This window comes from Streptomyces sp. NBC_01537 (assembly GCF_045040445.1).
Taxonomy (GTDB): domain Bacteria; phylum Actinomycetota; class Actinomycetes; order Streptomycetales; family Streptomycetaceae; genus Actinacidiphila.
Map to the genome: position 1 here is coordinate 654,338 of NZ_CP109392.1, position 25,241 is coordinate 679,578.

Consider the following 25,241-nt stretch of genomic DNA (forward strand, 5'->3'; position numbering starts at 1 on the left):
TCATGTCAACAGGCAGGATGAGGGCGATCCGGCTGACCCGCTGGGGCGGACCACCGGTGCTCACCGAAGTGACCCGGCCGGAACCCGAAGGCGAAGAGGTCGCGATACGGGTCGAGGCGGTCGGTCTGTGCCGGTCCGACCTCCACGTCGTGGACGCCGCACCGGGCGCCCTGCCGTACCGGATCCCGTTCACGCTCGGGCACGAGGTCGCTGGACGGGTGGCGGAGCGCGGCGCCGGGGCGACCGGCCCGGCGGTCGGCGAGCGCGTGGTCGTCCACGGCCCCTGGGGCTGCGGGAGTTGCGCGCGCTGCTCGGCCGGGGCGGACAACTACTGCGACGCGCGCGCCGCCCTCGACACGGCACGCGCCGGAACCGGCGCCGGACTCGGGCGGGACGGCGGGATGGCCGACCTCCTGCTCGTCCCGTCCGGGCGGTTGCTGGTGCCGGTCGGCGACCTGGACCCCGTGCAGGCCGCGCCGCTGTCCGACGCCGGGCTCACCTCGTACCACGCGGTCGCCGGGGTCCGCGCGGCGCTCGGGGAGGGCGCGAGCGCCGCGGTCCTCGGAACCGGCGGGCTGGGGCACTTGGCGGTCCAGATCCTGCGCGCCACCACGTCCGCGCACATCCTCGCCGTGGACGTCAGGGAACAGGCACTTGCCGTGGCCGCCGAATCCGGCGCCCACTTCGGCACGCTCCTGCGCCCCGACACAGCCGAGGTCCTGCGGCGGCGGACCGGCGGCGCCGGGGTGGACGCCGTGCTCGACTTCGTCGGCAGCCCTTCCAGCCTGGGGCTCGCCACCGCCCTGCTGCGGGCGGGCGGAGAACTGGCCGTCGTCGGGAGCGGCGGCGGGGAGCTGACCGTCCGCAAGCCCGGCGCGCTCCCGGCGGGACTGCGGATCTCGCTGCCCTTCTGGGGGACACGCCCGGAGCTGGAGCAGGTCGTCGCGCTGGCCCGCGAGGGCGCCCTGAGGGTGGAGACCGAGCACTTCCCCCTCCCACGGGCCCTGGAGGCGTTCGAGGCGCTGCGCTCCGGTGGAGTGCGGGGGCGGGCGGTGCTGATTCCCGGCTGACGCGACCCCTCGACTCCAGAAGTGAGTTCAATTAGGGTCTGGCTCACGCAACGACGCGACGACGCAACGAGGCGGTGGGCCGGCGTGGGTGCTGGAACGGTTGATCTGCTGGTGATCGGTGGCGGTATGGCCGGGCTCTCGGCCGCCGCGCGGGTCGCCTCCGAGGGCGGCTCCGTCGTCCTCGTGGAACGGGCTGAGCGCACCGGCGGCTCCGCGCGCTTCGCCGGGTTCGTCTGGACGGCCCCCACCGTCGAGGAGCTGCGCCGCATCAATCCGGACGGCGATCCGGAGCTCGCGACCGCACTGCTCAACGGGTTCGAGGACGCGGTGGCCTGGATCCGCCTCCTCGGCGTGGAGTGCCGGCCGCCGGTCCCCGTACTCGGCTTCGGCCGTGGACACCAGGTCGACACCAACCGCTACCTCGACGCCTGCGAGCGGCTGATCCGCGACCGGGGCGGGGATGTGCTGACCGCCACCCGAACCCGCGACCTGCTGACGGAGGACGGCGTGGTCAGGGGCGCGGAGTGCGTGCTGCCCGACGGTTCCCGCCGCCGGATCGACGCCGCCTGGACCCTGCTCGCCACCGGCGGCTTCCAGGGCGACCCGGATCTGCGAGCCGAGCACATCCACCCCCGGGCCCGGGAAATCGGGCTGCGCGCCAACCCGTACAGCCGTGGCGAGGGGCTCGCACTCGGCCTCGCGGCGGGCGCGGCGTTCGGCCCGAAGGACGCGGGGTTCTACGGGCATCTGATGCCCGCGGGCGTCTCCCTCTCCGACCCGGCGCGCTTCGTCGGCCTCGCCCTCTACTACAGCGAGCACGCCCTGCTGTTCGACATCACGGGTGAACGCTTCGCCGACGAGACCGCCGGGGACCACCTGACCACCATGGCACTGCTGGAACGGCCGCAGGCCCGGGGCCTCCTGGTCGCCGACGCCCGGGTGCACCGCGAATGGATCTCCGCCTCCTACGTGGAGGGCATCCCCGGCGTGGACAAGTTCCAGTTGTGCCACCGCGCCGGAGCCCGCTGCGCCGTGGCGGACAGCCTGGAGGAGTTCGCGTGGATGCCCGCGGAATGGGGCTACCCCGGCACCCGGATCCGCGACCGCGTCGAGGAGTTCAACGCCGCCGTACGCGACGGCGGCGAGACGGCCCCCGGGCGGCTGCTCGACCGGCAGCCGCTCGACGAGCCGCCCTTCTACGTGATCGAGGCCGTTCCCGCGATCACGTTCACCTTCTCGGGCCTGCTGACCGACGCGGGGGCCCACGTCCTGTCGGCGGACGGGCACCACCGGATTCCCGGTCTGCTGGTGGCGGGCGCGGATGCGGGCGGGCTGTACCGGCGGGCGTACGCCGGCGGCCTCGCTCCGGCGCTCGTGTTCGGCCTCGCGGCGGCCCGGACCGTGCTCGCCGGGACAGCCGGCGGCGGGCGGTGAACAAATCCCGTGCAGCAGTCTTGCCCGGTCGGCACACACCTGCCTAACGTGCTGAATTGAGTTCAATTTACCTAAGGGAGGGACTGTGAGTCAGTTCCTGCTCGTCCTGGTCAGCGGCATCGCGAGCGGAGCCGTGTACGGCCTCATCGGACTTGGGCTGGTCATCATCTACCGGGCCACCGACGTCGTGAACTTCGCGATGGCCTCCCTGGCGACCCTGGGCCTGTACGTGACCGTCTCGCTCCGCGACAGGGGCGTGGCGACGGTGCTCGGTGTGCTGGCCGCGGTCACCGTCACCGTCGTCGCGGGCCTGCTGGTGCGCGAAACGGTGATCAGGCCTCTGGGGCAGGGACAGCTGTTCTCCGCCCTCGTGCTGACCATGGGAGTATCGCTGGTCGCCGAGAACGCGGCCGGCTCGATCTGGGGCGACCAGCCGAAGGCCTTCCCCAGCCTGCTCGACGGAACGGTGCGCTGGTCCGGTGCCGCGCTGCCCGCCCAGAGCCTGCTGACGATCGCCGTCGCCGCCGTGGCGATGGCGCTGGTGGGCTACCTGTTCGGGCGCACCACGCTGGGCTCGGCCATGCGCGCCGTGGCCGAGTCCGCGGACACCGCCCGCGTGGTCGGGCTGGGGGCGCAGCGGCTCGCCCGGATCGCCTGGGCGCTCGGCCTGGGCCTGGCCGCACTCGGCGCCTGCCTGTACGCGCCGAGGGCCGGGCTGGTGCCCACCATGCTCGCCGCGCCGCTGTTCCGTGCCTTCGCCGGGATCTTCCTCGGGGGCCTGACCAGCATGTACGGCGCCGTCATCGGCGGGCTGACGATCGGTGTGCTGGACAACCTGGCGGCCAACTACGTATCTGCCAGCCTCCGGGACACCTTCGTGTTCTCGTTCACTGTCCTGGTGCTGCTGATCCGGCCTCAGGGCATGTTCGGCGCACGCACCTTCCAACGGGTCTGAGGGATCTGAGGAGTCGCTTCCATGGTCTTCAACCGTTCCGTCCTGGCGAGGGCCGCACTCGGGCCGGCCGCCGGCGCGGTGCTCATGGCCTTCATGGCCTCCGGCGCGATCCCGGCCTACCAGATGTACTCGGTGGCGCTCGCGGCGGTCTACACCGTGGTGGTGCTGTCGGTCGGCCTGCTCGCCGGCTGGTCGGGCATCTGGTCGGTGGGACATCCGGCCTTCTTCGCCATCGGCGCCTACTTCGCCGCCTACGGCAGCGGCCACGGCTGGCCGCTGGAGGCGGTGATGCTCGGCGCGGTCGCCACCGGCGCCGTGCTGGGCGCCTTCCTGGGATACGCGGGCGCCAGGTTCTCCGTGCTCTACATCGCTCTGCTCACCCTCGCGTTCACCATGGTGGCCCTCGAACTGATCAACCGCTGGAGCACCGTCACCGGTGGCGACCAGGGGATACCGGTGCTGCAACTGCACAGCGCCCTGGGCCTGGGCACTCTCGCGGGAGGCGGTACGCAGGCCCAGTACCTCGCCGTGGGAGCCGCCGCCGTGGTGCTGGCGCTGGCCGTGCCGGCCTCCGCCTCGGGGCTGCGGATGCGGCTGGTGGCCGCCAAGTCGCACCCCCTGGCGGCCCGTACGATCGGCATCGCCCCGGAGGCCCAGTCGGCCCTGTCGTTCGCGGTGAGCGCCGCGTGCACCAGCTTCGCGGGCGTGCTGCTCGGTCTGATCACCGGATTCGTCAGCCCGGATCCGTTCTCGCTCGGCATCGGCATCGCGCTGATCGCGGCCTGCGTCCTGGGCGGGGTGGGGACCATCGTCGGCGCGGTGGCCGGCGGCGCGTATCTGACCTGGAACCCCTCGCTGTCCTCCGCCGTCGGACTCCCCCAGCCGGTGGTCCAGGGCCTGGTCCTGATCGGCGTGCTCCTCTTTCTTCCCGGCGGGCTCGTGCCGTTCCTCGCCCCGCCTGCGCGCACCGCGCTCCGGTGGGTCCCGCGACGGCCCGGTGCTGGGCGCCCGGTGCCGCCGCCGGTTCCGGCGGAGCCGGCGCGGGTCACGGGTACCAAGAGCGACGGCCCGCTGCTGCGGCTGGAGCACGTATCGGTCGCGTACGGCGGGCTCAAAGCGCTGGAGAACGCCTCGCTGTCCCTGCGGCGGGACGAGATCCTGGCCGTCATCGGCCCCAACGGGGCAGGAAAGACCACCCTGCTGAACGTCCTGTCGGGGCTGACCGGCAGCGGCCGGGTGAGCGGGACCGCCGAGTTCGCCGGCCGGCCGCTGCTCAAGGCCCGGGCGACCGCGCGGCGGCGCCTCGGCATCGGCCGTACGTTCCAGCACGCCGAGGTCTTCCCCGAACTCACCGTCGCCGAGAACGTGCTGTGCACCCGCCGCCGGATCACGGCCCGGGACCGGGCCGCCGTCGCGCGGCTGCTGGACTCCGTCGGTCTCGCCGACGTGGCGGACCGCCGCCCGGCGGAGCTGCCGTTCGGCCTGCAGAAGCGGCTCGACCTCGCCCGCGCGATGGCCGGGAAGCCGGAACTGCTGGTGCTCGACGAGCCGTTCGGGGGCCTCGACGCCGGTGAACGGGCGCTGCTGGCCGGACACATCAGGCGGCTGCACGAGAACGGCACGGCCGTCGTGGTCATCGACCACGTGCTCGACGACCTCTTCTCCGTCGCCCACCGGGTGCTCGCGTTCGACTTCGGCCGCACGATCGGCGAGGGCACCCCCGACACCGTTCTGCAGGACCCCGAGGTGCGCTCGTCCTACCTGGGCTCGGTCGCCGCCAGGGCGGAACTGCCCGAGCGCAGCGGCGGCGAACGGCCCGTGATCCGGCTGCGCGGCGTGGGCCACACGTACGGAGGCGTCGTCGCGCTGCGGGACATCGACCTCGATGTCCACGAAGGGGTGGTGCTCGGCATCGCGGGCGCCAACGGCTCGGGCAAGAGCACCCTGGCCGGCATCCTGCACGGCTCGGTGAAACCCGCCCGGGGCAGCAGGGACGCGGGTACGGCCGAGGACCGGGTGGTCCGCACCAGCCTGGCCCCCGAGGGGCGGGCCCTGTTCAAGAGCCTCACCCTGCGGGAGAACCTCGAAGTCGCGGCGTACGCGGCCGGCATCACCGGCGCGCCGCTGCGCGAACGGCTGGAGGAGACCACCCTGTGGCTGCCGCCACGGCTGCGCGACCGGATGTCCGCCTCCGCCGCCGGGCTGTCCGGAGGGGAACAGCAGATACTCGCCATCGCCCGCGCCCTGATCGTGCGGCCGAACGTCCTGATCGTGGACGAACCGGCGCTCGGGCTGGCTCCCGCCCTGGTCGACGAGGTCTACGACCGGCTGGTCCGGCTGGCTCACGACGGCCTGACAGTCGTTCTGCTGGAGCAGCTGCTCAGCCGGGCCATGTCCGTGTGCCACGAGGTGGCCGTGCTCCACGAGGGCGGCGTCGCCGCGCAGGGACGGCCCGGCGACCCTTCCTTCGCCGCCCTCGCGGAAGCGGCGTACTTCAGCGGCGACCGCGAGACCGCCGCTGCCGGCGCCGTCTAGGGCCTGCGGTTCCGAGGTCAGATCGTCACCGAACTCAAGTGGAAACATCGGAAACAGAGGTGGACCGTGCTCCGCAGATCCAGCAGATTCCGCCGCACCGCCGGCACCATCGCCGTCCTGGCCAGTGTCGCGCTCATGGCCGGCGCGTGTGCGGGCCAGGATTCCGCGTCGGCCGGCGGCGGCAGCCAGTCGGACATCAACATCGGCGCCTGGATGCCCCTCACCGGGGCCCTCGCCGCGTACGGCGTGCCCGAGAAGGCCGGCGCGGACGCGTACTTCAAGATGCTGAACGCGCAGGGCGGCATCAACGGCCGCAAGATCCGGTGGACGGTCAAGGACAACGCCTATGACCCGCAGCAGACCGTACAGATCGCTCGCGAACTGGTCGGCCAGGACAAGGTCGTGGCCATTGTCGACGCGAACGGCACCGCCCAGGGTGAGGCCGCCTTCCCGTTCGTCCTCCAGCAGTCCAAGGTGCCGATCCTGAACGAGCTGGGCGGCTCGGAGTCCTGGTACGACCCGCCCCGCCCCGGGCTCTTCGGCACCCAGACCCTGTACGAGGACCAGGCCGCGGCGGTCGCCACCTGGGCGGTGCAGGACGGCGCGAGGAAGATCCTCGTCGTCCACAGCGACCCGGCCGCGTTCGTCAATGTGGCCGAGCAGGTGGAGCCGGTCGCGAAGAAGACGGACCCGTCGGTGGAGGTGGACCGGCTGCCGGTCAAGTTCCAGACCACCGACTACACCCCGGTGGTCAGCAAGGTGAAGGCCGACAAGCCCGACGCGGTGATCCTGGTCCTCACCTCCCCCGAGGCGGCGGCCTACCTGAAGGAGGCAAAGCTCCAGGGGCTGTCGCCCGCCACATACGGCTACGCCCCCGTCGCAGCGGAGTCGACGATCACCCTGGCCAAGGATGCCGCCGAGGGCCTCAAGGCCGTACAGCTGGTCAAGGCGCCCACCGACCCGGACCCCGCGGTGAAGGAGTTCCGCACCGCGATGGCCAAGTACGAGCCCGGCCAGCCCGCCGGATTCATCGCGCTGTGGGCCTGGAGCAACGCGAAGGTGTTCGCGCAGATCGCGAAGACCGTCAAGGGTCCCGTCACCTCCGACGCTCTGATCAAGGCGTACGAGAAGGCTTCCGCCGTGGACCCGGGGGTGTCGCCGGTGATGAAGTTCGGCCCGAGCAGCCACCTGGGCACCCGGAGCGTGCAGCGAGTGGTCGTGAAGGACGGAGTCTGGACGTCTGTCGGCGACTTCTACACGCCTCCGGCGCGCGGCTGACTCCGGCTGAGGCGGTGGGGACGGCGCTCTCGCCCCCACCGCCTCATGGCGACAGCGCGGACGGGCCGCAACGTCCATCACATGATCAAGGTCAGGGACAACAACATCGCCGAGACCCTGCTCCGGATGACCGCCCTGGCCACGGGCCGCCCCGCCACCTTCGAGGACGGCAGCCGGAAGTCTTCTCCTTCGTCGAGAACGGCTCCACCGCTGATCCGAGCGACATCAAGGACGCGATGGACGGCCTCGCGGCCACCGTGAACGGCTGCTGGGCGTAGCGACAGCCTCAGAGTTTTCCTGCGGGAATGCGGCGGCCGGGCCGTCTGTTACACCGCATGTGACTGACATGCGCGGGCCAAGAAAGCCCGCGGGGTGTCGGGTGGAAGGAGAACCTCATGGCACGCAGCAGTGCGCGTCCCGTCGTCCGGCTCAGGTCGTCGGCCGGGACCGGTGTCACCTACGTAACGCGCAAGAACCGCCAGAACGACCCCGACCGGCTCGTCCTGCGCAAGTACGACCCGGTGGTCGGGGAGCACGTCCCGTTCCGGGAGGAACGCTGACCCGGGCAGTCCCCCGCCCGGTGGCCGGCCGCAAGAAAGGACCACGCATGAAGTCCTCTGTACACCCCGCATCCCGTCCGGTCGTCTTCCGCGACCGTGCCGCGGACGTCGCGTTCCTGACGCGTTCGACCGCGGACTCCGCCAGGACGATCGAGTGGGAGGACGGCAACACCTACCCGCTGATCGACGTCGAGATCTCCTCGGCGAGCCACCCCTTCTACACCGGAACCACACGGGTCCGGGACACCGCCGGCCGGGTGGAGCGCTTCGAGCGCCGCTACGGCCGCGCGGCCACGGCACGCGGCTGAACCGCGGGCCGACGCCACAGCAGAAGGAACCGGCCCGGCCGCCGCACCTCGCGGAGGCCGGGCCGGCCTCTATGCCAGAGCCTCCCGGGCGACGGCCGTCCCGGCCCGGAGCGCGGCGACGGGATCGGCCGCCTCGTCCAGCTCGATGAGGACGATGCCGGCACCGGGGGTGCGCGACATCGCGTCGGCCCATCCTGGCCAGTCGACGATGCCGGTGCCCAGTTCGGCCATGTAGGGCTGCTGCTGGGCGAAGACCGTGTCGTCGATGGTGAGTTCGACGTCGATCGGCTTGACCGCGTCCTTCCAGTGCGCGAGTGCGATGCGCTGGGAGTGGCGGCGGGCGACGGCGACGGGGTCGCCTCCCCCGAGCGCGATATGGCAGGAGTCGGGGCACAGCCACACGTAGCGCGGATCGGTCAGGGCCATGAACAGGTCGATGTCCCTCTCGTACCAGAGCGTGCTGTTGGACTCCGTGTGGAAGACGAGCTTCACACCGTGCTGTGCGACGGCCTCACCGACGATGTGGGCGATGCCTGCCATCCGGGTCATGTACGCGGCGTCGACGAAGAAGGGCGGGCGCGTCCCGTACGTCGCGCGCATGGGCAGCCCGGTGACGAGGAGTTCCGCGCCCACGTCGGCGAGGAATGCCGCACGTCGTTCGGCGTCGGCGACTATCGCGGACAGGTTGTCGCCGTGCCGCCAGTCGGGGCACTCGCTCTCGGCAATGAAGGCGCTCACGACGGACAGGCCCCGGGCCTGCAGCTCGCGGCGGAACGACGGCGCGTCGCCGAAGGCGCGCAGGACCGAGTCGATGTCGCCCGGCGCGAAGGTCAGCTCGATGCCGGTGACACCGGCCTCGGCCAGCGCGTCCATCGCCCGCTCCCAGAAGCGCTCGGGGTGCTTGAGGGCCCAGTCGCGAAAGGCGTCGGCGGATTCCAGGCCCCAGAATCCGGGGTGGTAGAAGGTCACGATGTCGGTGGCGAAACTCGGTGCTGGGGCCATGGTGGGTGTCTCCCGTCGGATCGGCGGTGTCATTCGGCGCCTGCGCGGGCGTTGTAGACGACGATGCCGTCGGCGTCGACGGCCTTCCGGTAGCCGCGGAACACCGCGAGCGCCTCGTCCCGGAGCACGTCCCGCACGACGTCGATGCCGCGTGCCCGGAACTGCTCGGCCCAGTCCGCGCCGAGCGGGCCCTCGTCGAACGTGGTGATCTCCTCCAGTTCCGGGCCGTCGCCGGCGACCACGAGGCCGCGCACCCCGGACCACATCGCCGCGCCGTAGCACTGGATGCACGGACGCCAGTTCACGACCAGTTCGTGCGCCGGCATTCCGTCGCCGCCGAGGTCCCAGCCGCCGGTCGCGGTCTGGGCCAGTCCGAGGGCGACGACCTCGGCGTGCGCGCTGGAGACGCCGGAGGCGAGTACGACGTTCACGCCGACCGAGACGATCCGGCCGGTGTCCCGCTCGGCGACGAGTGCCGCGAACGGGCCGCCGTTGCCCTCACGCCAGTTGCGGTCGGCCAGGCGGTGCACGAGGCGCATCCGGTCGTCGCGGTCGGGGATGACGGCGGGGACGGCGGGCGCGGCGGCCAGTTCGTCGTCGATCCACGCCGGCAGCGCCACGCGGTATTCCTTCGCGATGTCGATCACGATCGGACTTCCTCTCGATGTACGGCTCGGTCTGCGGCTCGATGTGCGGCTGGATGTGCGGTTCGAGTTGCGGCGACGGCCCGGGCGGCCCGCACAGCCGTCACCGCGCCGGTCAGGGTGACGTTGGCGGCCATCGCGGTGGGGATCACGCCGTTGCCGGCCAGGTACAGGTTGTCGTAGCCCCACACCCGGCCGTCCGGGCCGCACACGCTGGTGCCGTCGTCGGCGGGGCCGGACCGGACGGTGCCGGTCTGGTGCAGCGACGAGCCGGGCGGGAGCAGAGCGTGTTCGGTCGCGGGATCGAACGGGCCGAACTCCTCGGCGATCGACCGGACCTCGTCGAGCGCCCGCCGGATCAGCGCGCGGTCGGCGTCGGAGTAGCCGAACTCGACACCGATCCGGGGCATCCCGGCGAGGTCGGTTTCGGTCTCCGAGAACACAAGCCGGTTCTCGGGGCGGGACTCGACGGGTGCGAACAGCGAGAGGCCCACGGAGTGTGCGAGGGGGCAGCCGTCCTCGTCCACGTACGTCCGGTTCATTATCTGGCCGTGGAACGGCTGGGCCGCTCCGTTCTGCGGCAGCCAGAGCGAATCCGTGCTGAACTCGCCGTCGCGCGGCAGGGGCAGGGCGTCGAGGCCGATGCCGAACCGGTCGAGGTCGAGCAGCACCCGGGCGGTGATGAACGCGTGCTCGTTGAGGTTGCGGCCCAGCGCCTCGGGGCGGATGCCGGAGGCGAACAGCAGTTGCGGGGTGCGCAGCGCGTCGGCGCAGACCACGACGACGTCCGCGAGGAGCTGCGACTCGGCGCCGTCGGCGCCGTCGGCGACGCGACGCAGCCGGGCGCCGGTGACATGGCCGTCCGAGACGATGAGCGACGTCGCGAGCGTCCCGGTCACCAGGGTGAAGGCCGGATCCCCGCCCGTCGCGATCGCGGGGAAGATCGTGCCCGGGGCCGTACGGGGCATGGGGCCCGATGCCGTCGCGGTGACGGCCATGGGCATGGGCTGCGGCTGCCGGTCGGCCGGTCCGACGCCGTCGAAGCGCCGGCGCAGTACGTCGAGCACCGCCTCGCCGGCCCCGGTCGGGCCGATCGCGGCGGGCGTGACCGCGAGCACCCGGTGCGCGGTGTCCAGGTCGGCCGCCCAGCGGGCCGGGTCGCCGAAGTCGAACACCTCGTGTCCGGCGGGCCACGGCGTCGCGGCGGTCCAGTGCACCCCCATGCCGCCCGCGTTCCATGCGAGCGCTGTCGCGGGCATCGCCTCGGCGTCCTCGCCGAAGGCGAGCGCGTGGAACATGCCGGGCTGAAGAGCGGTGAGGCTGTCCGCCACCTCGCGCACCACCTCGGCGCCCGTGTACATGCCCTGGATGCCGCTGCCGACCTGCTCGTTGTAGCGTGCCCAGAGGACCGGGTCGTCCACGTCGTGCAGATGCACACCTGGGGCCCCGCCGATCGCGCTGCCGCCGTCGACCATGGTGATGTCCAGCGCCGGATCGGTGTCCCGCAACTGGCGGGCCACTACGGATCCCATGATGCCGCTGCCCACGATGAGGACGTCGGTGCGGGTGGTGTCGGTCAAAACAGACTCCTGTTGTGTACCACGGGTGTTGATGTGTCACGCGCTCGGGGCGAGCGGGCCGAACAACTCGGTGTCCATGCGGTCGAGCGCCATCTTGACGGCGCCGATGAGGTCGGCGTCGCGGCCCAGGCCGGTCGCCCGCAGCTCCACGGCGGGGGTGCGGGCGTCGCGCATCGCCTTGCGCACCCGGGGCAGCAGCACATCGGCCGCGTCCTCCAGACCGCCGCCGAGCACGATGAGCGACGGTGCCACCGTCCACGACAGGGTCGTGAGGATGGACGTGATGTTCTCCACGAACTCGTCCACCTCCGCGAGCGCTGTCGCATCGCCGGCCCGGGCCGCGTCGAAGCGGTCGAGCGCGACACGGCGCAGGGCCGGTTCCGGCGCGGTGAGCCATGCCACCGGGCGGTCCTGGACCGAGCCGGCCGGCATCGACACCGCCTCGACGATCTCGCCCGCGGCACCGTCGAGTCCGCGGTGCACGGCGCCCCGGATGAGGATGCCCAGACCGGTCCGGTTCCCGAGCATCGCCCACACGACGTTGTCGTGGTCACCGGCCACGCCCCGCCAACGTTCGGCGAGCGCGCCGAGGTTGGTGTCGTTGTCGGCGAACCAGGGCATCCGGATGCGTCGGCTGAGTTCTTCGGGCAGGTTCACGCCTTCCCACCGCGTCGTGTGCACCAGACGCCGCACCACTCCGTCGTCGTCGATGGCGCCGCCGCCCGCGACCGCACCGGCTCGCAGGCGGTCCACCGAGCCGCCCGCCTCGTCGAGCGCCTCCAGCACCAGAGCCGCCGCGTCGTCGAGCGTGACCTGCGGATCCTGGTAGGAGCGCAGCGGCCGGTACGCCCGGCCGAGGATGCGGCCGCGCACATCGGCGACGACCGCGGACGCGTCCAGGGTGGTGATGCGCACGGCCGCCAGCAGCGCGTGTTCGGCCCGCAGTTCGTAGCGGCGGGCGGGGCGCCCGGCACAGCCGCTGGTCGGCACCCGGTCCAGCTCGGTCACCCAGCCCGCCTCGACGAGCGAGTCCAGGATGACCTCGATGGTGCGGCGGGAGAGGCCGGCCTGCTCGGCGAGCTCGGTCAGCGTCATCGGCCCGGCCGACACCGCCAGTGCGCGCAGGATGACCGAGGTGTTGATGCGTCGGACGGCGCTCTGGTTCATCCCGGACATCAGCACGCCTCCGTCACCTCGGACTCCGACCGCACCACAGGATCGAACACGCCTGTGGTGTCGGCCGTGAACGCCGCGCCGGGGCTGCCGTACTCGCGGGCCGGATCGCCGGGCGTCCCGGTCGCCCTCGCCCAGGCCGGGGCCCGGCCCCGTACGAACCCGACCAGATCGGCGTGCATGAAGGTGGCCAGTTCCACGGGCGGGTTCGGCCCCAGCGCCTCTGGGACGCCGGGTGCGTCGAGCACGTCGAAGAAGAACGGGATGTCGATGCAGTGCGTGGCGCCGCCGAGCACCGGGGAGGGCCATTCGAAGGAATACAGCCAGGTGCCGGCGGGGGCGTCGCGACGGGAGGCCGCCACGCGCGGGCAGGCGGCGCGGAAGAGGGTGTCCGTCACCCGGGTGCCGGCCTCGCGGGTGCCTGCCGTGCCGGTGCCTGCCTCGCGGGTGGCGTCGCCGCCGTCGAACTCGTCGCCCGTCGCGCCCAGCAGCAGCGGTACGCCGCGCCCGTGCGCCCTGAGCCCGTCGGCGATGGACACCGGCAGGAGGTCGTCGCCGACGAACGGGCCGAGCACGAGCGCGTCCTCGCCCAGCTCGTCCCGCAGGTCGATGACGCCTTGCTGGATGTGCCCCACCGTGCGACCGGCGAATCCGGCTCGCGTCGGCGGCACGCCGAGCCGGTGCCCCAGCCGTCCGAGGAAGTCGCGGGCGGCGTCCCCGCCCACTTCGAAGGTGCCACCGGACAGGCTGACCGCACGGTGGAAGCGGCCGCGCCCGGCGGGCGACGAGAGTAGCGCCAGCACCGCCCCGCCCCCGGCCGACTGTCCGGCGACGGTGACCCGGTCCGGATCGCCGCCGAAAGCGGCGATGTTGTCCTGCACCCAGTCGAGCGCGAGCAGCAGGTCGCGCAGCCCGAGGTTCGGGGGTACGTCCTCCAGCGGGGCGAAGCCGTCGACGCCCAGCCGGTAGCCGACGGTGACGCAGACGACCCCGTCGCGGGCGAAGGCGCGGCCGTCGTACCACGGGCTGGCCGGGCTTCCCGCCAGGAAACCACCGCCGTGGATCCACACCATGACCGGGCAGGGCTCGCGGTCGTCGCCCTCGGCCGGAGCCACAAGGGCGAGGTTCAGCACGTCCTCGCCCGGCACCGACGGCTCCGGCACACTGATCGTCTCGAACAGCGGAACGGTTTGCGCGGTGGCGCCGTGCCGGGACGCGTCGAACGGCTCCGTGAACCGGCCGCGTCGGACCGGTGCGGCGAACCGCCGCGCACCGGTGGGTGTTTCGGCGTACGGGATGCCGAGGAAGCGCCGTACGCGGCCGGTGCGACGGCCGGTGACGGTGCCCGCCGGAGCGCGTACGGTGACCGGCTCGCCGGGTGCGTCGAATACGTCCATGGGGCTCACCGCATCCCCGTTCCGGCGACGCCCTGCACGAAGTAGCGCTGCAGGAACAGGAAGAGCACCAGCACCGGCAGCATCACGACGATCGCGCCGGCGAGCATCAGGCCGTAGTCGGTGACGTGCGCCGCCGCCTGGCTGGTCGCGGCCAGGCCCACCGGCAGTGTGTAGCCGGACATGCTCTGGGCGACGATGAGCGGCCAGAGGAAGTTGTTCCACGCATTGAGGAACGACATGATCGTGATCGTGGCGACCGCGGGCCCGGCCAGCGGGAGGAAGATCCCGAAGAAGATCCGGAACTCGCCCGCGCCGTCGATCCGGGCCGCTTCGAGCAGTTCGTCGGGGATCGACATCGCGTACTGCCGCATGATGAAGACCGACAACGGCAGCGCCAGGCTCGGCAGCGCGATACCGGTGAGGGTGTCCGCCAGGCCCAGGTCGACCGTGATCACGAACTGCGTGACGAACACCGTGGTGAGCGGCACCATCATCGCGCCCATCACCGCGGCGAAGGCGATCCGCCTGCCCGCGAAGTCGAGCTTCGCGAGCGCGTAGCCGGCGGCCGACGCCGCCACGATGTTGCCGGCCACCACCATGACCGCGACCACGATGCTGTTGACCAGGAACCGGCCGAAGCCCTCGGTCCTGAACAGCCGCTCGAAGTTGTCGAAGGTGAGGTGGTGCGGGAGCCAGGCACCGGGGTCGGAGCGGATCTCGTCGAGGCTGCGCAGCGAGCCGCTGATCACCCAGAGGAACGGGAGCAGCGTGAGCAGCGCGCACAGCACCAGCGCGCCGTACAGCAGGGGCCGGGAGACGGACCGGCGGCGGCGTACCGCGATCCGGTCGGCGGTGGTCATGTGGGCGTCCTCCGACGACGCGGCGAGGGCGGTCATGCGCGGGGCCTGAGCAGCCGGAACTGGACGGCGCTCACCAGCATCACGAGCACGAGCGTCACGAAGGACGCCGCCGAGGACATGCCGAACTCGCCGACCCCGAACTGGTGGTAGGTGTACAGCGCCACCGATTCGGTGGAGCCCAGCGGGCCGCCGTTGGTGAGCAGGTACGGCTCGTCGAAGACCTGGAGGTAGAAGACGGTCAGCAGCACCGACACCATGAGGGTGCTGGGCCGCAGCAGCGGCAGGGTGATGTGCCTCAGCTGCCGCCACCGGCCTGCCCCGTCGAGGGAGGCGGCCTCGTACACGTCCTGCGGAATCGCCTGCAGGCCGGCGAGGAACAGCACCATCGCGGTGCCGAAGTTGCGCCAGACGCCGAGCAGGATGACCACCGGCATGGTCAGATTCGGGTCGTCCAGCCAGTTCGGCCCGGCGAAGCCGACGGCGCCGAGCACCTTGTTGACGGTGCCGTTCGTGTTGAAGGCGTACTGCCAGATCAGCGCGACCGCCACGACGTTCGTGACGACCGGTGCGAAGAAGACCGTGCGGAACACACCGCGCAGCCGGCGGATGCCGGAGTTCAGCACGAGGGCCAGCGCGAGTCCGATCCCCATGGTCAGCGGCACGCCGACGGCCACGAAGACGGCGGTGTTGAGGATGTCCCGCAGGAAGCTCTGGTCCTGGAACAGGCGGAGATAGTTCTCCAGTCCGGTGAAGTCCACCGCGAAGGGATGACGCAGGTCCGCGCCCCGCAGATCGGTGAGGCTGAACGCGAGCGCGGCGACGGTGGGGATCGCCGTGTAGACCAGGAACACGACGGTGAACGGCGCCAGGAACAGCCAGGCGACAGCCGTTCGCCGGGCGCCCCGGGGACGACGCGCTCTGCGCGGCGCCCCCGGGAGGACGGTTACGGTCATCCGCGGATCACTCCGCACCCGTGCCGAGGCTCTCGGCGTACGCCTGGAGGTTCGAGGCGGCCTTCGCGGCGGTCTCCTTGCCCTTGGCCACGGCCTCCATCTCCTTGCCCAGCCGGGTCGCGACCTGCGGCCAGGTGCTGACCTGCGGGAACGACCGGGTGTTCTTCAGCTGCGTCAGGAAGGCGTCCAGCAGCGGCTGGCCCTTGATGGCGGTGTCGTCCCAGGCGGAAACAACCGCCGGCAGCGAGCTGTACGCCTTGTACTGCGAGACCTGGGTGCTCGGGCTGGAGATGTAGCGAATGAGTTTCCAGGACGCGTCCGCGTTGGCGCTGCCGGTGAGCACCCCCCAACTGCCTCCCGCGGAGAAGGAGGTGCTGCCCGAGGATCCGGCCGGCAGCGGCGCGGTGGCGACGTGGGACGCCGTCCAGCCGGTCTTCTTCGCGGCGGTGTCGAGCTGGCCGACGACCCACGGGCCTGTGATCATCGTGGCGGTCTTGCCGGAGACGAAGTACGGCTGCGCGTCGAGGAAGGTGGGCCCGGCGGTGTCGGCGATCCCCGAGGTGTAGAACGACGCGTTGTACTTGATCGCGTCGGTCATCGCCGGCGTGTCGAGCGTCCACTTGCCGGCCGAGGACAGCAGCGAGCCGCCCGCCTGCCAGGCGTACATCGCGGCGTCCTGGCCGTTGAAGATGTCCCAGCCGATGTCTGCCCCGAGGCCGTGCGCGGCACCGGCGCCCTGGAGCGCCTTGAAGAACGGCACCATCTCGTCCCACGTCTTCGGCGCCTCGACGCCCGCCTTCTTGGCCAGGTCGGAGCGGTAGACGAGCGCGTAGGTGTACGCGTACCAGGGCACCGTGTAGGCGACGTCCTTGACCACACCGGCGTCCCACAGGCTCTTGAAGAAGCTGTCCGGGTCGACGAGGCCGTCCGGAACGGGCCGGAGGATCGACGGATCGAGGAACTGCGCCTGCGACTCGGGGAAGAACTGGGCGACATCGGGCCCCTTGCCCGCCGCGATCGCCGACTGGAGCTTGGTGTAGTAGTCGGCGTTCGGGATCAGCGTGAACTTCACGTCGAGGCCGGGGTTCGCCGCCTTGAAGGGCTTGATGACCTTGTCGAGCACATCGGCGTCGCCCTGGGCGGCCCAGACACTGACGGTGCCTGTGGCCGGGGAGCTGTCGACGGGCTTGGCGGTGGCTGTCGCGGCGGTTTCATCGCTGCGGCCACAGCCCGCCAGAGCGAGGCTGCCGAGGAGGGCTATGCCGCCGGTCAGCCGTAGGGCACCGCGTCTGGAGAGGTTGGACACTCGGGGCTCCTGTCACATGAAGGCGCTATGGACCTAATGCGGCCGATGAGTCCGATGAGTCCTATGCGGCCGATAGTGACGGTATGAATGGTGTGTTTCGGCGGCATGCCGGAGCCATCACGAATAATTTCGGAACTTGTAGCGAAATCGATTTCGTCACGTTCCGTAATGCATTCTGGGCGATTATTTCCGATTGATGCGACTCGTGAGGAGCAGATCAATCACACTGCGTTACGTGCGAAGGTCAGTGCCGGGCGAACTGGACCCGGGTCGGTTGCACCACATTCGGCTGCACTGCGATCCCGCTGATGGTCAGTCGTTCCCCGTAGATGTCGGTGATCCTGATCGAGCCGCCGCACCCGCTGCCGTCCTCGGAGAGGAAGTAGTTGTAGTCCGTGCGGGGCAGCTGACGCCAGCTGCCGCCGGCGCTGACCTCCAGCCGTGCCATCGGATTGCGGTGGCCGATCACCTGGATACCGCACCAGTAGCGGCTGGACCCGGTCTTGTACCGGATCGAGATCGTGTCGGACGTGCCGGGGCTCAGCAGGCTCCAGGTGACCGCGATCCGGCCGGCCGAGGGGGCGGCGAGTTTGGCGAAGGCCTGTGCGCTGAGGTCGAGCTGCCCGGGTGCGCAGGGCGATGGGCATTCGTTGACGATCCGGACCGTGACGGAAGCGCCGCTGGCCGCGCGGACGAGCACATACGCCCCGCAGGCCTTGGACGACTCGTAGTCGGTGGTGTTCATCGCCGCGACCATGAGGTCATCGGTGGGGCCGTACAGGCAGGCGCCGTCGCCGGTCCCGGCGTCGTAGAAGGTGGCGACCCCCCGGTAGGCGACCTTGGGCCGGATCCGTCCCGCCAGCGGTGCCGCGGCGGACGCCGTCCGCGCCTTGCCCGTGGCCGACGGCCGCGCCGGGGCGGTGGTCGCAGCGGCCGACGCGGTCCGCGAGCCCGACGCGGTCGGGGACGCCGACGTGGTCGGGGACCCTTCCGCGGTCGGTGACGCTGTCACGGTCGGCGCGATGACTTCGGTGGCGGCGACGGGCGTGGCCACGGCCTGCCCGGCATCGGCCTTGCGGTCGGGGAGGAACCCCATGACCAGCCAGGCGAGAAGTCCCGCGGCGATCAGCGCCAAGGGAGTGCCCATCATCAGCCCGAGCCTGCGCCTACGGTTCCGCGCGGCCCGCCTAGTTGCCCTCATGCTTCTCAGTGGCCGCAGGAGACGAAAAGGTTGCCGCCCGGCTGCCCGGAGTGCGGATCAGCAGGAACGTCGAGCGGCGGCGAAGCGTGAAGCCGATGGACTCGTAGAGCCGGATGGCGCCGGTGTTCGCGGCGGAGGCGTGCAGGAAGGGGGTGTCCCCGCGTTCCCTGATACCTGACGCGACCGCTCGGACCAGCCGGGTGGCCAGACCCTGGCCGCGATACCCGGGATCGGTGCAGACCGCGCTGATCTCCGTCCAGCCGGGCGGGCGCAGGCGCTCACCGGCCATGGCGATGAGCCGGCCGTCCCGCCGGATGCCGAGGTAGGTGCCGAGTTCGATGGTGCGGGGCAGGAAGGGGCCCGGTTTGGTGCGGGCGATCAGATCCAGGATCTCGGGTACGTCGCTGGGGCCGAGCGGAATCGCCTCGGGGTCGGGTTCGGCGCGCAGCGTGGTGTCGACCAGCTGCACGCCCTGTCCGGTCTCCACGGTCTGCCATCCGTCGGGCGGTGGCAGCGGTGTTCCGGTGACCGGGGTGATTGCGTCCGGTCCGACCAGGGCGGCGAGGTCGTCCCAGGCGCGCGGATCGGCCGCGTCGGCGAGGGCAGTGAACGGGGAGACGTCCGTGGGGTAGCGGGCGGCGCGGCCGACCCGCTCGGCGAACCGGGAGTGCGGACCGGTGAGCGCGGCCCAGGCCGGGTTGTCGAGGACGTGCGGTGCGGCTGCGCTCTGGGGCTGGGGCTGGGGCTGGGGCTGGGGCTGGTGGACGCTGGTGGACATGGCGGGCGCGGATCTCCGTCCGTGAGGTTCCGTGGTGGACCCATGACCCCGCCTCCGACGGCGATGTGGCGTGCCACGGAGGCGGGATCCCTTCCTGCGGTCAGGAGTTGCTGAGCGGCAGGCCGGCAGGGTTGACCTCGGAGGTGCTGACGGCCTCGTTGGACAGGTTCCAGGCGGCCAGCCACTTCGCGTACTGGCCGTTCTTGATCAGGTAGTTGATCGCGTCGGCGACCGGCTTGGCCAGCCCGCTGTCCTTCTTCGCGGTGGCGGCGATGAGACCCTGCAGGGACGCGCCCGCGCCGGAGAACTTGCCCGCGTTGCGGGTGGGGTGGGTGGTCTTGGCGTCCTGGGTGATCTGGTAGGCGATGCCGGGGTTGGGGCCGAAGTAGGCGTCGATCTTCCCGCTGGACAGGGCCAGGCGAACGCCGTTGTTGTCCGGGTAGTACTTGACGGTCAGCTTCTTGCCCTCCTTCTTGAGCTTCGCCTGCCACTCCAGAAGGATCTTCTCCTGGTTGGTGCCGGCGCCCACCGCGACCGTCTTGCCCGCCAGGTTCTTGTAGTCGCCGTCGAAGTTCCAGGTGCTGGACTTCAGGACCTCGAAGGCCAGGTTGTCCTGCCGGTAGGAGGCGAACTCGTACTTCTTCTTGCGCTCCTCGGTGTCGGTGATGTTGGAGAAGCCGACATCGGTCTTGCCGCTGTCGATCCCGACGAAGAGGTTCTCCCAGGTCGAGTTCTTCACCACGGGCTTGAGCCCGAGGACGGCCGCGACCAGGCGGCCGAAGTCGGGCTCGGCGCCGGTGAGGGTCTTCTGGTCACTGCCGATGTAGGCCAGGGGCGGGAAGCCGGCGGGCAGGGCGCCGACGCCGATGACCAGTTGGCCGCTCTTGGCCACCGAGACCGGCAGCTCGGAGCTGATCGACGCGACCTCGGAGACCTTGAGATCGGTCTGCTTGGCGGCCCCGTTGGACAGTGCGCCCACGGTGACCACGCCTGCGGATTTGGCGGCCACGTCGGTGGAGGCATTGCTGTTCCCGCAGGCGGCGAGGCCGATGGCGAGCGTGGTGAGCGCGGTGCCTGCGGACAGGCTGCGGATGATTCTGCTGCGGAAGCTGGGCATGGCTGTGTCCTTGTTCGGTGGTTGAGCAGGGTGGGGTGAGGTGAAGGGGGGGGGTGGGGGCGCGCGGTCAGAGGACCTTGCTGAGGAATTCCCTGGTCCGGGGGTGCTGTGGGTTGTCCAGTACGTCGCCGGGCGGGCCCTCTTCGAGGATTCGGCCGCCGTCGATGAAGACGATCCGGTCGGCGACCTCGCGGGCGAAGCCGATCTCATGGGTGACGATGATCAGGGTGGTGCCGCTGGTGGCCAGGTCCTTGATGACGGCCAGGACCTCGCCGACGAGTTCGGGGTCCAGCGCCGAGGTGGGTTCGTCGAAGAGGATGACCCCCGGCCGCAGGGCGAGGGCGCGGGCGATGGCCACCCGCTGCTGCTGGCCGCCGGACAACTGCCTCGGGTAGACACCGGCCTTGCCGGCCAGCCCCACGCGCTCCAGCAGGGTGCGCGCCTGCTTCTGCGCCTCGGGCTTGCTGAGCAGGCCGGTCGCCACGGGCGCGGCGGCCACGTTGTCCAGCACCGTGAGGTGCGGGAAGAGGTTGAAGTTCTGGAAGACGAAGCCGATCCGGCTGCGCTGGCTCAGGATCGCCCGCTCGCTCAGCTCCTTGAGCCGTTCCCCGTGCCGGCGTACGCCGATCAGCTCGCCGTTGAGGCTGACATAGCCGACCTCCGGCTTCTCCAGGTGGTTGATCACCCGCAGCAGCGTGGACTTGCCCGAGCCGGACGGCCCCAGGATCACCGTGACCTGTCCGGGCTGCACCGTCAGATCGACGCCGTCGAGCACCCGGTGGGCGCCGTACCACTTGTGGACGTCATGGACCTCGACCGCCGCCGGGCGTATCTCGGTGGTCATATCGCCGTCTCCCTCTGAACCCGGGCCCGCAGGGCACTCACGGCGGCCCGCAGCTTCTGCAGCGGGGTCGGCGGTACGGTGCGCAGCGCGCCGCGCGAGTAGTACCGCTCCACGTAGAACTGGACGACCGAGACGACGCTGGTGAGGATCACGTACCAGACGGTGGCGACCAGCAGCAGCGGCACGATGTCGCCGGGATAGGTGCTGCCCATGCTCTGTACGGAGCCGAACAGGTCGAGCAGCGAGACGTAGAAGACCAGCGAGGTGCTCTTGACCAGGCCGATCAACTGGTTGACGTAGGAGGGGATGACGGCCCGCAGGGACTGGGGGAAGACGATCCGGGTGAACTGGTAGCGCCTGGGCAGGCCGAGGGCGGCGGCCGCCTCGTGCTGGCCCTGGTCGACGGAGAGGATGCCGGCCCGTACGACCTCGGCGGCGTAGGCGGCCTCGTTGAGGCTCAGTCCGATGACCGCCACCACCATGTCGGTGGCCAGCCGGGACTCGTCGAAGTGCACGAAGGCGGGTCCGAACGGCACTCCGAGACTCAACGTGTGATACAGCGCACTGAAGTTGTAGAGAAACAGCAGCACCACGATCAGCGGCACCGAGCGGAACAGCCAGATGTAGATCCAGCTCACCGCGCGCAGCACCGGACTCCTGGAGAGCCTCGCCAGCGCGAGCAGGATGCCGCCCAACAGGCCCAGCACAGCGCTGTACGCCGTCACCTCAAGGGTGATGAGCAGGCCGTCCACGATCACCGGGCGGACGAACCAGTACTGGAACCGGTCCCATTGGTAGAACGGGTTGGTGACCAGCCCGTGCGCGATCTGGGCGACCACGACCAGTACGACAGCGGTGGCGACCCACCGTCCCGGATGCCGCAGCGGAATCACGCGCTGGGCCGACAGCGGCCGCGGCGGGGGCAGGGTCGTGCCGGAAGGCACGACGGAGACAAGGGGCTCACTCATGGAGAACTCCAGAGAACGCGAACATTCCGGCCGCCGGGAGGACCACGGCACGGCGGAGGGGGATGCCCGGGCGTGGGAGAGCACGCCGTAACAGGATCGGGCGGGAGGAGGACGAGGACGACGCCGAAGGCGTGCGTCAGGAGGCCGTCAGCCCTGACAGAGGGCGCTGCGGCGGGTCGTACAGAGTGCGCTGCTGACACGGAGCAGGTCGATGTGGCGGGCCAGGTACGCCGCGACGCGGCCGTGACGCCGCCATGCGGCCATCCCGGGACCTGCGTACATCGCCGTCACCATCGCCATTCCGCCCCGTGGGGCCTCGCGCTTACCGAATGTCCTTCGGCCGGGTCGTCACCTGGGGCACCCCACCGCGATGCGAGGGTTGCCGGTCAGCAAGCCAGGGCTTGTCGCTGACACTCATGACCGTTCTGCGCCGAACCGTAGGGCGGTAACGGGCGAAAAGTCAACGCCGTCTCAGCCGCGATGCCTTCTTGACCGTCCATCGGGCCGCGCTCACACTGATGGACGACGGTCACGATTGTCAGCGCTCGCCGGGCAGGAACCTCTGCTCGGTGGGTCATCGGCCCCGGCCCGCTGACAGGCAACCCTTCCACCGCGACGGGGTGCCCCGGGTGACGACCAGGTCCCGCCGGTGCGGTGGGGCAAGTGCGGTCTCGCGTCCCGCGAGGCCCGAGGACGGGACCGGCGCAGATGCCCAGGACATCGCATGACTTCCAGCCGACGCCGACGCCGCTGCCGCGCCCGCGTTTGCTGACCAGGCGCCGCCACATCGATCTGCTCCGTCTCCGCAACGGCTGCTCTCCGACCGTCTGATCCGAAGGGTCCGAACGGTCCGCAACTACCGCACCCATGGAGAGAGCCATGTCCGAGACTTTCACCTCCCTGCGCTTCCGCGACCGGATCGGTGCCGGTCCGAGCCTCGGTTTCTACCCCGCGCCGCACCGCTACCACCTGTATCTCTCGCCCGGCTGTCCGCTCTCGCTGCGGGTCTCCATCACCCTCGGCCTGCTCGGGCTGGAGGACTCGGTCGGCACCACGGTCCTGTCCGACCCGGCGGGCGCCTGCGACGCGCTCGCGGCGGCGGCTCTGCGCACGGCCTACGAGACCACCCGTCACCACTACGACGGTCCGCTGACCGTACCCGCGCTGTGCGACCGGTGGAGCGGACGGGTCGTCAGCAACCACACGCCCGACATCCTCGACGACCTCGCCCTGCACTTCGCCGCCCCGGACGACACCGCTGCGCCACGGCTGCGGCCCGACGGCCTGGCCTCCGACATCGACGCCATCCGCGAGCTCCTCGACGGGGGCCTCCTCCAGGACACGGCGCTGGATCTGCTGGACGCCCAACTGGCCTCGGGGCCCTACATGCTGGGCGGGACACTGACCGCCGCGGACGTGGACGTGTGGGTCGCCCTCGCCCACGCGGACGCCGACGCCGACACCCAGCGGCGCATCGCCGGCCGCGACCGCCTCCGGTCGTACCTGCGGCGGCTGAGCGCCCACCCGGCCTTCCAGCGGATTCCGGGCCCGGAGGGAGAGCGGGAACACACTGCTCATGATCTGTGTTCAGTGGACAAGGATTGTGTCGGAGACCAAAGCCGGGTTACGGTGCTGGCAGGTCATGAGTGTCAGCGTCAAGCCCTGGCTTGCTGAACGGCAACCCTCCCACGCGGCGGGGTGCTCCAGGTGACGACCCGGCGGAGCCGATAACGGATCCGCAAGCGCGAGCCCGGGAAGGCGTGAGCCGGCCGGGACGGAGGTGACGGCAGTGCGGGGAGCCCCTGAGCGGCCCATGGTCACCACCAACACGTATTCGCGGCGGCACATCGATCTCCAGCGTGTCGCCGCCGCGCTGTGTCCGGCCCACGAAGACGTCGCCGCGCGGCGCACCACCGCCTGAGCGCTTTCGCTCCCTCTCGCCTTCTCATCCGCTTTTCGCCGACCCTCCACCCCGACTGAGCACGGGCGCGGACATCATTCGGCATGCTCACAGGAAGCAGTTCGCCCATGCCCCGAGCACCACACGCACCCCTCCACCTGGCCGTCGCCCTCGACGGCGCCGGCTGGCATCCGGCCGCCTGGCGCGAGTCCGACGCCCGGCGCGACGAGCTGTTCACCGCCGGCTACTGGGCCGGTCTCGTCGCCGAGGCCGAGCGGGGCCTGCTGGACTTCGTGACCATCGAGGACTCCCTGAGCCTGCAGTCCTCCCGGTTCGCGGGGCCGGACGGGCGCACCGACCAGGTGCGGGGGCGGCTGGACGCGGTACTGATTGCCGCCCGGGTGGCGCCGCTGACCAGGGCGATCGGGGTGATCCCCACCGCCGTGCTCACCCACACCGAGCCGTTCCACCTCTCGAAGGCGATCGCCACCCTGGACTACGTGAGCACCGGCCGGGCCGGGATCCAGGTGAGGGTCTCGGGACGCGACGACGAGGCCGCGCACTTCGGCCGCCGTACGCCGCCGGGGCTGCGCATCGAGGACCTGGCCTCGGCGACGGGACAGGAACTGCTGAAGGACCTCTTCGACGAGGCGGCGGACTACGTCGAGGTGTTGCGCCGGCTCTGGGACAGCTGGGAGGACGACGCGGAGATCCGCGACGTCGCCACCGGCCGCTTCATCGACCGCGACAAGCTGCACTACATCGACTTCGAAGGCCGGCACTTCAGCGTCAAGGGCCCCTCGATCACCCCGCGCCCGCCCCAGGGCCAGCCGGTCGTGGCGGCGCTGGGGCACGCGAGTGTCCCCTACCGGCTGATCGCCCGTTCGGCCGACCTCGGATTCGTCACGCCGCGCGACGCCGACGACGCCCGGAACATCGTCGCCGAGATCCGTACCGAACAGGCCGCCGCCGGCCGCGCCGGTGGGACGGTGCACGTCCTCGGCGACCTCGTGGTCCTCCTCGACGACGACCCCGCGGCCGCGGCCGAGCGCAAGGCCCGCCTGGACGAGCGCGCCGGCACCGAATACCGCAGCGACGCCCAGGTCTTCACCGGGACCCCGGCCCAACTCGCCGACCTCCTCCAGGAATGGGCCGAGGCCGGACTCACCGGCTTCCGGCTGCGGCCCGCCGCCCTGCCGCACGACCTGGAGCAGATCACCCGCCGCCTCGTGCCCGAACTCCAGCGCCGCGGCGCCTTCCGCACCGAGTACGAGGCCGGCACCCTGCGCGCACTGCTCGGCCTGCCCCGCCCCGCGAACCGCTACGCCGCCACCGCGAGCGAAGCCGCGAACGCCGCCGTCTCCGCCTGATCCGGAAG

Annotated in this window: 23 protein-coding genes and 3 riboswitches; of the genes, 10 read left to right on the forward strand and 13 right to left on the reverse strand. The window is 71.2% G+C overall.

Features of this window, described 5'->3' with window-relative positions; all coding sequences use genetic code 11:
* Positions 1-2 precede the first annotated feature (2 nt).
* From OG607_RS03315 to OG607_RS03345, 7 genes are all read left to right on the forward strand, one after another.
* Positions 3-1,070 (forward strand): NAD(P)-dependent alcohol dehydrogenase, encoded by a 1,068-nt coding sequence (locus OG607_RS03315; RefSeq protein WP_405718492.1) that lies wholly within the window; start codon positions 3-5, stop codon positions 1,068-1,070.
* An 84-nt stretch (positions 1,071-1,154) separates the two neighbouring features.
* Positions 1,155-2,504, forward strand: a complete 1,350-nt coding sequence (locus OG607_RS03320; protein ID WP_405718494.1) for an FAD-dependent oxidoreductase — start codon at positions 1,155-1,157, stop codon at positions 2,502-2,504.
* Positions 2,505-2,589: 85 nt separating this feature from the next.
* A complete protein-coding gene (locus OG607_RS03325; protein WP_405718496.1) occupies positions 2,590-3,459 on the forward strand; it encodes a branched-chain amino acid ABC transporter permease in 870 nt (289 codons plus the stop codon).
* Between the two features lie 21 nt (positions 3,460-3,480).
* Positions 3,481-5,994, forward strand: a complete 2,514-nt coding sequence (locus tag OG607_RS03330) for an ATP-binding cassette domain-containing protein (protein WP_405718498.1) — start codon at positions 3,481-3,483, stop codon at positions 5,992-5,994.
* 66 nt (positions 5,995-6,060) lie between these two features.
* Positions 6,061-7,272, forward strand: a complete 1,212-nt coding sequence (locus OG607_RS03335) for an ABC transporter substrate-binding protein (protein ID WP_405718501.1) — start codon at positions 6,061-6,063, stop codon at positions 7,270-7,272.
* Between the two features lie 395 nt (positions 7,273-7,667).
* Positions 7,668-7,832: a 50S ribosomal protein L33 gene (gene rpmG, locus OG607_RS03340; protein ID WP_405718503.1), complete on the forward strand. Its 165-nt coding sequence runs from the start codon at positions 7,668-7,670 to the stop codon at positions 7,830-7,832.
* Between the two features lie 47 nt (positions 7,833-7,879).
* Positions 7,880-8,140, forward strand: a complete 261-nt coding sequence (locus OG607_RS03345; protein ID WP_405718505.1) for a type B 50S ribosomal protein L31 — start codon at positions 7,880-7,882, stop codon at positions 8,138-8,140.
* A 69-nt stretch (positions 8,141-8,209) separates the two neighbouring features.
* Here the strand turns inward: OG607_RS03345 and OG607_RS03350 are convergent, their stop codons facing one another.
* The 13 genes from OG607_RS03350 to OG607_RS03410 form a co-directional block, all read right to left on the reverse strand.
* Positions 8,210-9,142, reverse strand: coding sequence for a sugar phosphate isomerase/epimerase family protein (locus tag OG607_RS03350; protein ID WP_405718508.1), 933 nt, complete (start codon positions 9,140-9,142; stop codon positions 8,210-8,212).
* A gap of 29 nt (positions 9,143-9,171) precedes the next feature.
* Positions 9,172-9,789 (reverse strand): nucleoside deaminase, encoded by a 618-nt coding sequence (locus OG607_RS03355; protein ID WP_405718511.1) that lies wholly within the window; start codon positions 9,787-9,789, stop codon positions 9,172-9,174.
* Complete coding sequence (locus OG607_RS03360; RefSeq protein WP_405718513.1) at positions 9,786-11,366, reverse strand: GMC oxidoreductase; 1,581 nt, start codon at positions 11,364-11,366, stop codon at positions 9,786-9,788. The genes OG607_RS03355 and OG607_RS03360 overlap by 4 nt, the downstream gene beginning before the upstream one ends.
* A 36-nt stretch (positions 11,367-11,402) precedes the next feature.
* Positions 11,403-12,533 (reverse strand): ROK family protein, encoded by a 1,131-nt coding sequence (locus OG607_RS03365; RefSeq protein ID WP_405736512.1) that lies wholly within the window; start codon positions 12,531-12,533, stop codon positions 11,403-11,405.
* A gap of 8 nt (positions 12,534-12,541) precedes the next feature.
* The gene (locus tag OG607_RS03370; RefSeq protein ID WP_405718515.1) at positions 12,542-13,936 is read right to left on the reverse strand and encodes a carboxylesterase family protein; all 1,395 of its coding nucleotides are present in this window, start codon (positions 13,934-13,936) and stop codon (positions 12,542-12,544) included.
* A 5-nt stretch (positions 13,937-13,941) separates the two neighbouring features.
* The gene (locus OG607_RS03375; protein WP_405718518.1) at positions 13,942-14,832 is read right to left on the reverse strand and encodes a carbohydrate ABC transporter permease; all 891 of its coding nucleotides are present in this window, start codon (positions 14,830-14,832) and stop codon (positions 13,942-13,944) included.
* The gene (locus tag OG607_RS03380; RefSeq protein ID WP_405718520.1) at positions 14,829-15,749 is read right to left on the reverse strand and encodes a carbohydrate ABC transporter permease; all 921 of its coding nucleotides are present in this window, start codon (positions 15,747-15,749) and stop codon (positions 14,829-14,831) included. Before OG607_RS03380 ends, OG607_RS03375 begins: the two co-directional genes overlap by 4 nt.
* 7 nt (positions 15,750-15,756) lie before the next feature.
* On the reverse strand, positions 15,757-17,055 hold the full coding sequence (locus OG607_RS03385) for an extracellular solute-binding protein (RefSeq protein WP_405718522.1): 1,299 nt from the start codon (positions 17,053-17,055) through the stop codon (positions 15,757-15,759).
* Between the two features lie 244 nt (positions 17,056-17,299).
* The gene (locus tag OG607_RS03390; RefSeq protein WP_405718524.1) at positions 17,300-18,205 is read right to left on the reverse strand and encodes an expansin EXLX1 family cellulose-binding protein; all 906 of its coding nucleotides are present in this window, start codon (positions 18,203-18,205) and stop codon (positions 17,300-17,302) included.
* 37 nt (positions 18,206-18,242) lie between these two features.
* On the reverse strand, positions 18,243-19,034 hold the full coding sequence (locus OG607_RS03395; protein WP_405718527.1) for a GNAT family N-acetyltransferase: 792 nt from the start codon (positions 19,032-19,034) through the stop codon (positions 18,243-18,245).
* A 100-nt stretch (positions 19,035-19,134) separates the two neighbouring features.
* Positions 19,135-20,151, reverse strand: coding sequence for an ABC transporter substrate-binding protein (locus OG607_RS03400; protein WP_405718529.1), 1,017 nt, complete (start codon positions 20,149-20,151; stop codon positions 19,135-19,137).
* Positions 20,152-20,218: 67 nt separating this feature from the next.
* Entirely contained in the window at positions 20,219-20,995 is a 777-nt protein-coding gene (locus OG607_RS03405) for an amino acid ABC transporter ATP-binding protein (RefSeq protein ID WP_405718531.1), read from the reverse strand.
* Entirely contained in the window at positions 20,992-21,963 is a 972-nt protein-coding gene (locus tag OG607_RS03410) for an amino acid ABC transporter permease (protein ID WP_405718533.1), read from the reverse strand. Before OG607_RS03410 ends, OG607_RS03405 begins: the two co-directional genes overlap by 4 nt.
* 313 nt (positions 21,964-22,276) lie before the next feature.
* A riboswitch (SAM riboswitch) is annotated at positions 22,277-22,385 on the reverse strand.
* A gap of 105 nt (positions 22,386-22,490) precedes the next feature.
* Positions 22,491-22,635: riboswitch (SAM riboswitch) on the forward strand.
* Between the two features lie 207 nt (positions 22,636-22,842).
* Here OG607_RS03410 and OG607_RS03415 point away from each other — a divergent pair.
* From OG607_RS03415 to OG607_RS03425, 3 genes are all read left to right on the forward strand, one after another.
* Positions 22,843-23,637 carry a glutathione S-transferase C-terminal domain-containing protein gene (locus tag OG607_RS03415; RefSeq protein WP_405718535.1) on the forward strand — a complete coding sequence of 265 codons (795 nt, stop codon included), beginning with the start codon at positions 22,843-22,845 and terminating at the stop codon, positions 23,635-23,637.
* Positions 23,602-23,714, forward strand: a riboswitch (SAM riboswitch). Its footprint overlaps the gene before it by 36 nt.
* A gap of 38 nt (positions 23,715-23,752) precedes the next feature.
* Positions 23,753-23,884, forward strand: coding sequence for a putative leader peptide (locus tag OG607_RS03420; RefSeq protein ID WP_405718538.1), 132 nt, complete (start codon positions 23,753-23,755; stop codon positions 23,882-23,884).
* Positions 23,885-23,991: 107 nt separating this feature from the next.
* Positions 23,992-25,233, forward strand: a complete 1,242-nt coding sequence (locus OG607_RS03425) for an LLM class flavin-dependent oxidoreductase (protein WP_405718541.1) — start codon at positions 23,992-23,994, stop codon at positions 25,231-25,233.
* Positions 25,234-25,241: the final 8 nt, after the last annotated feature.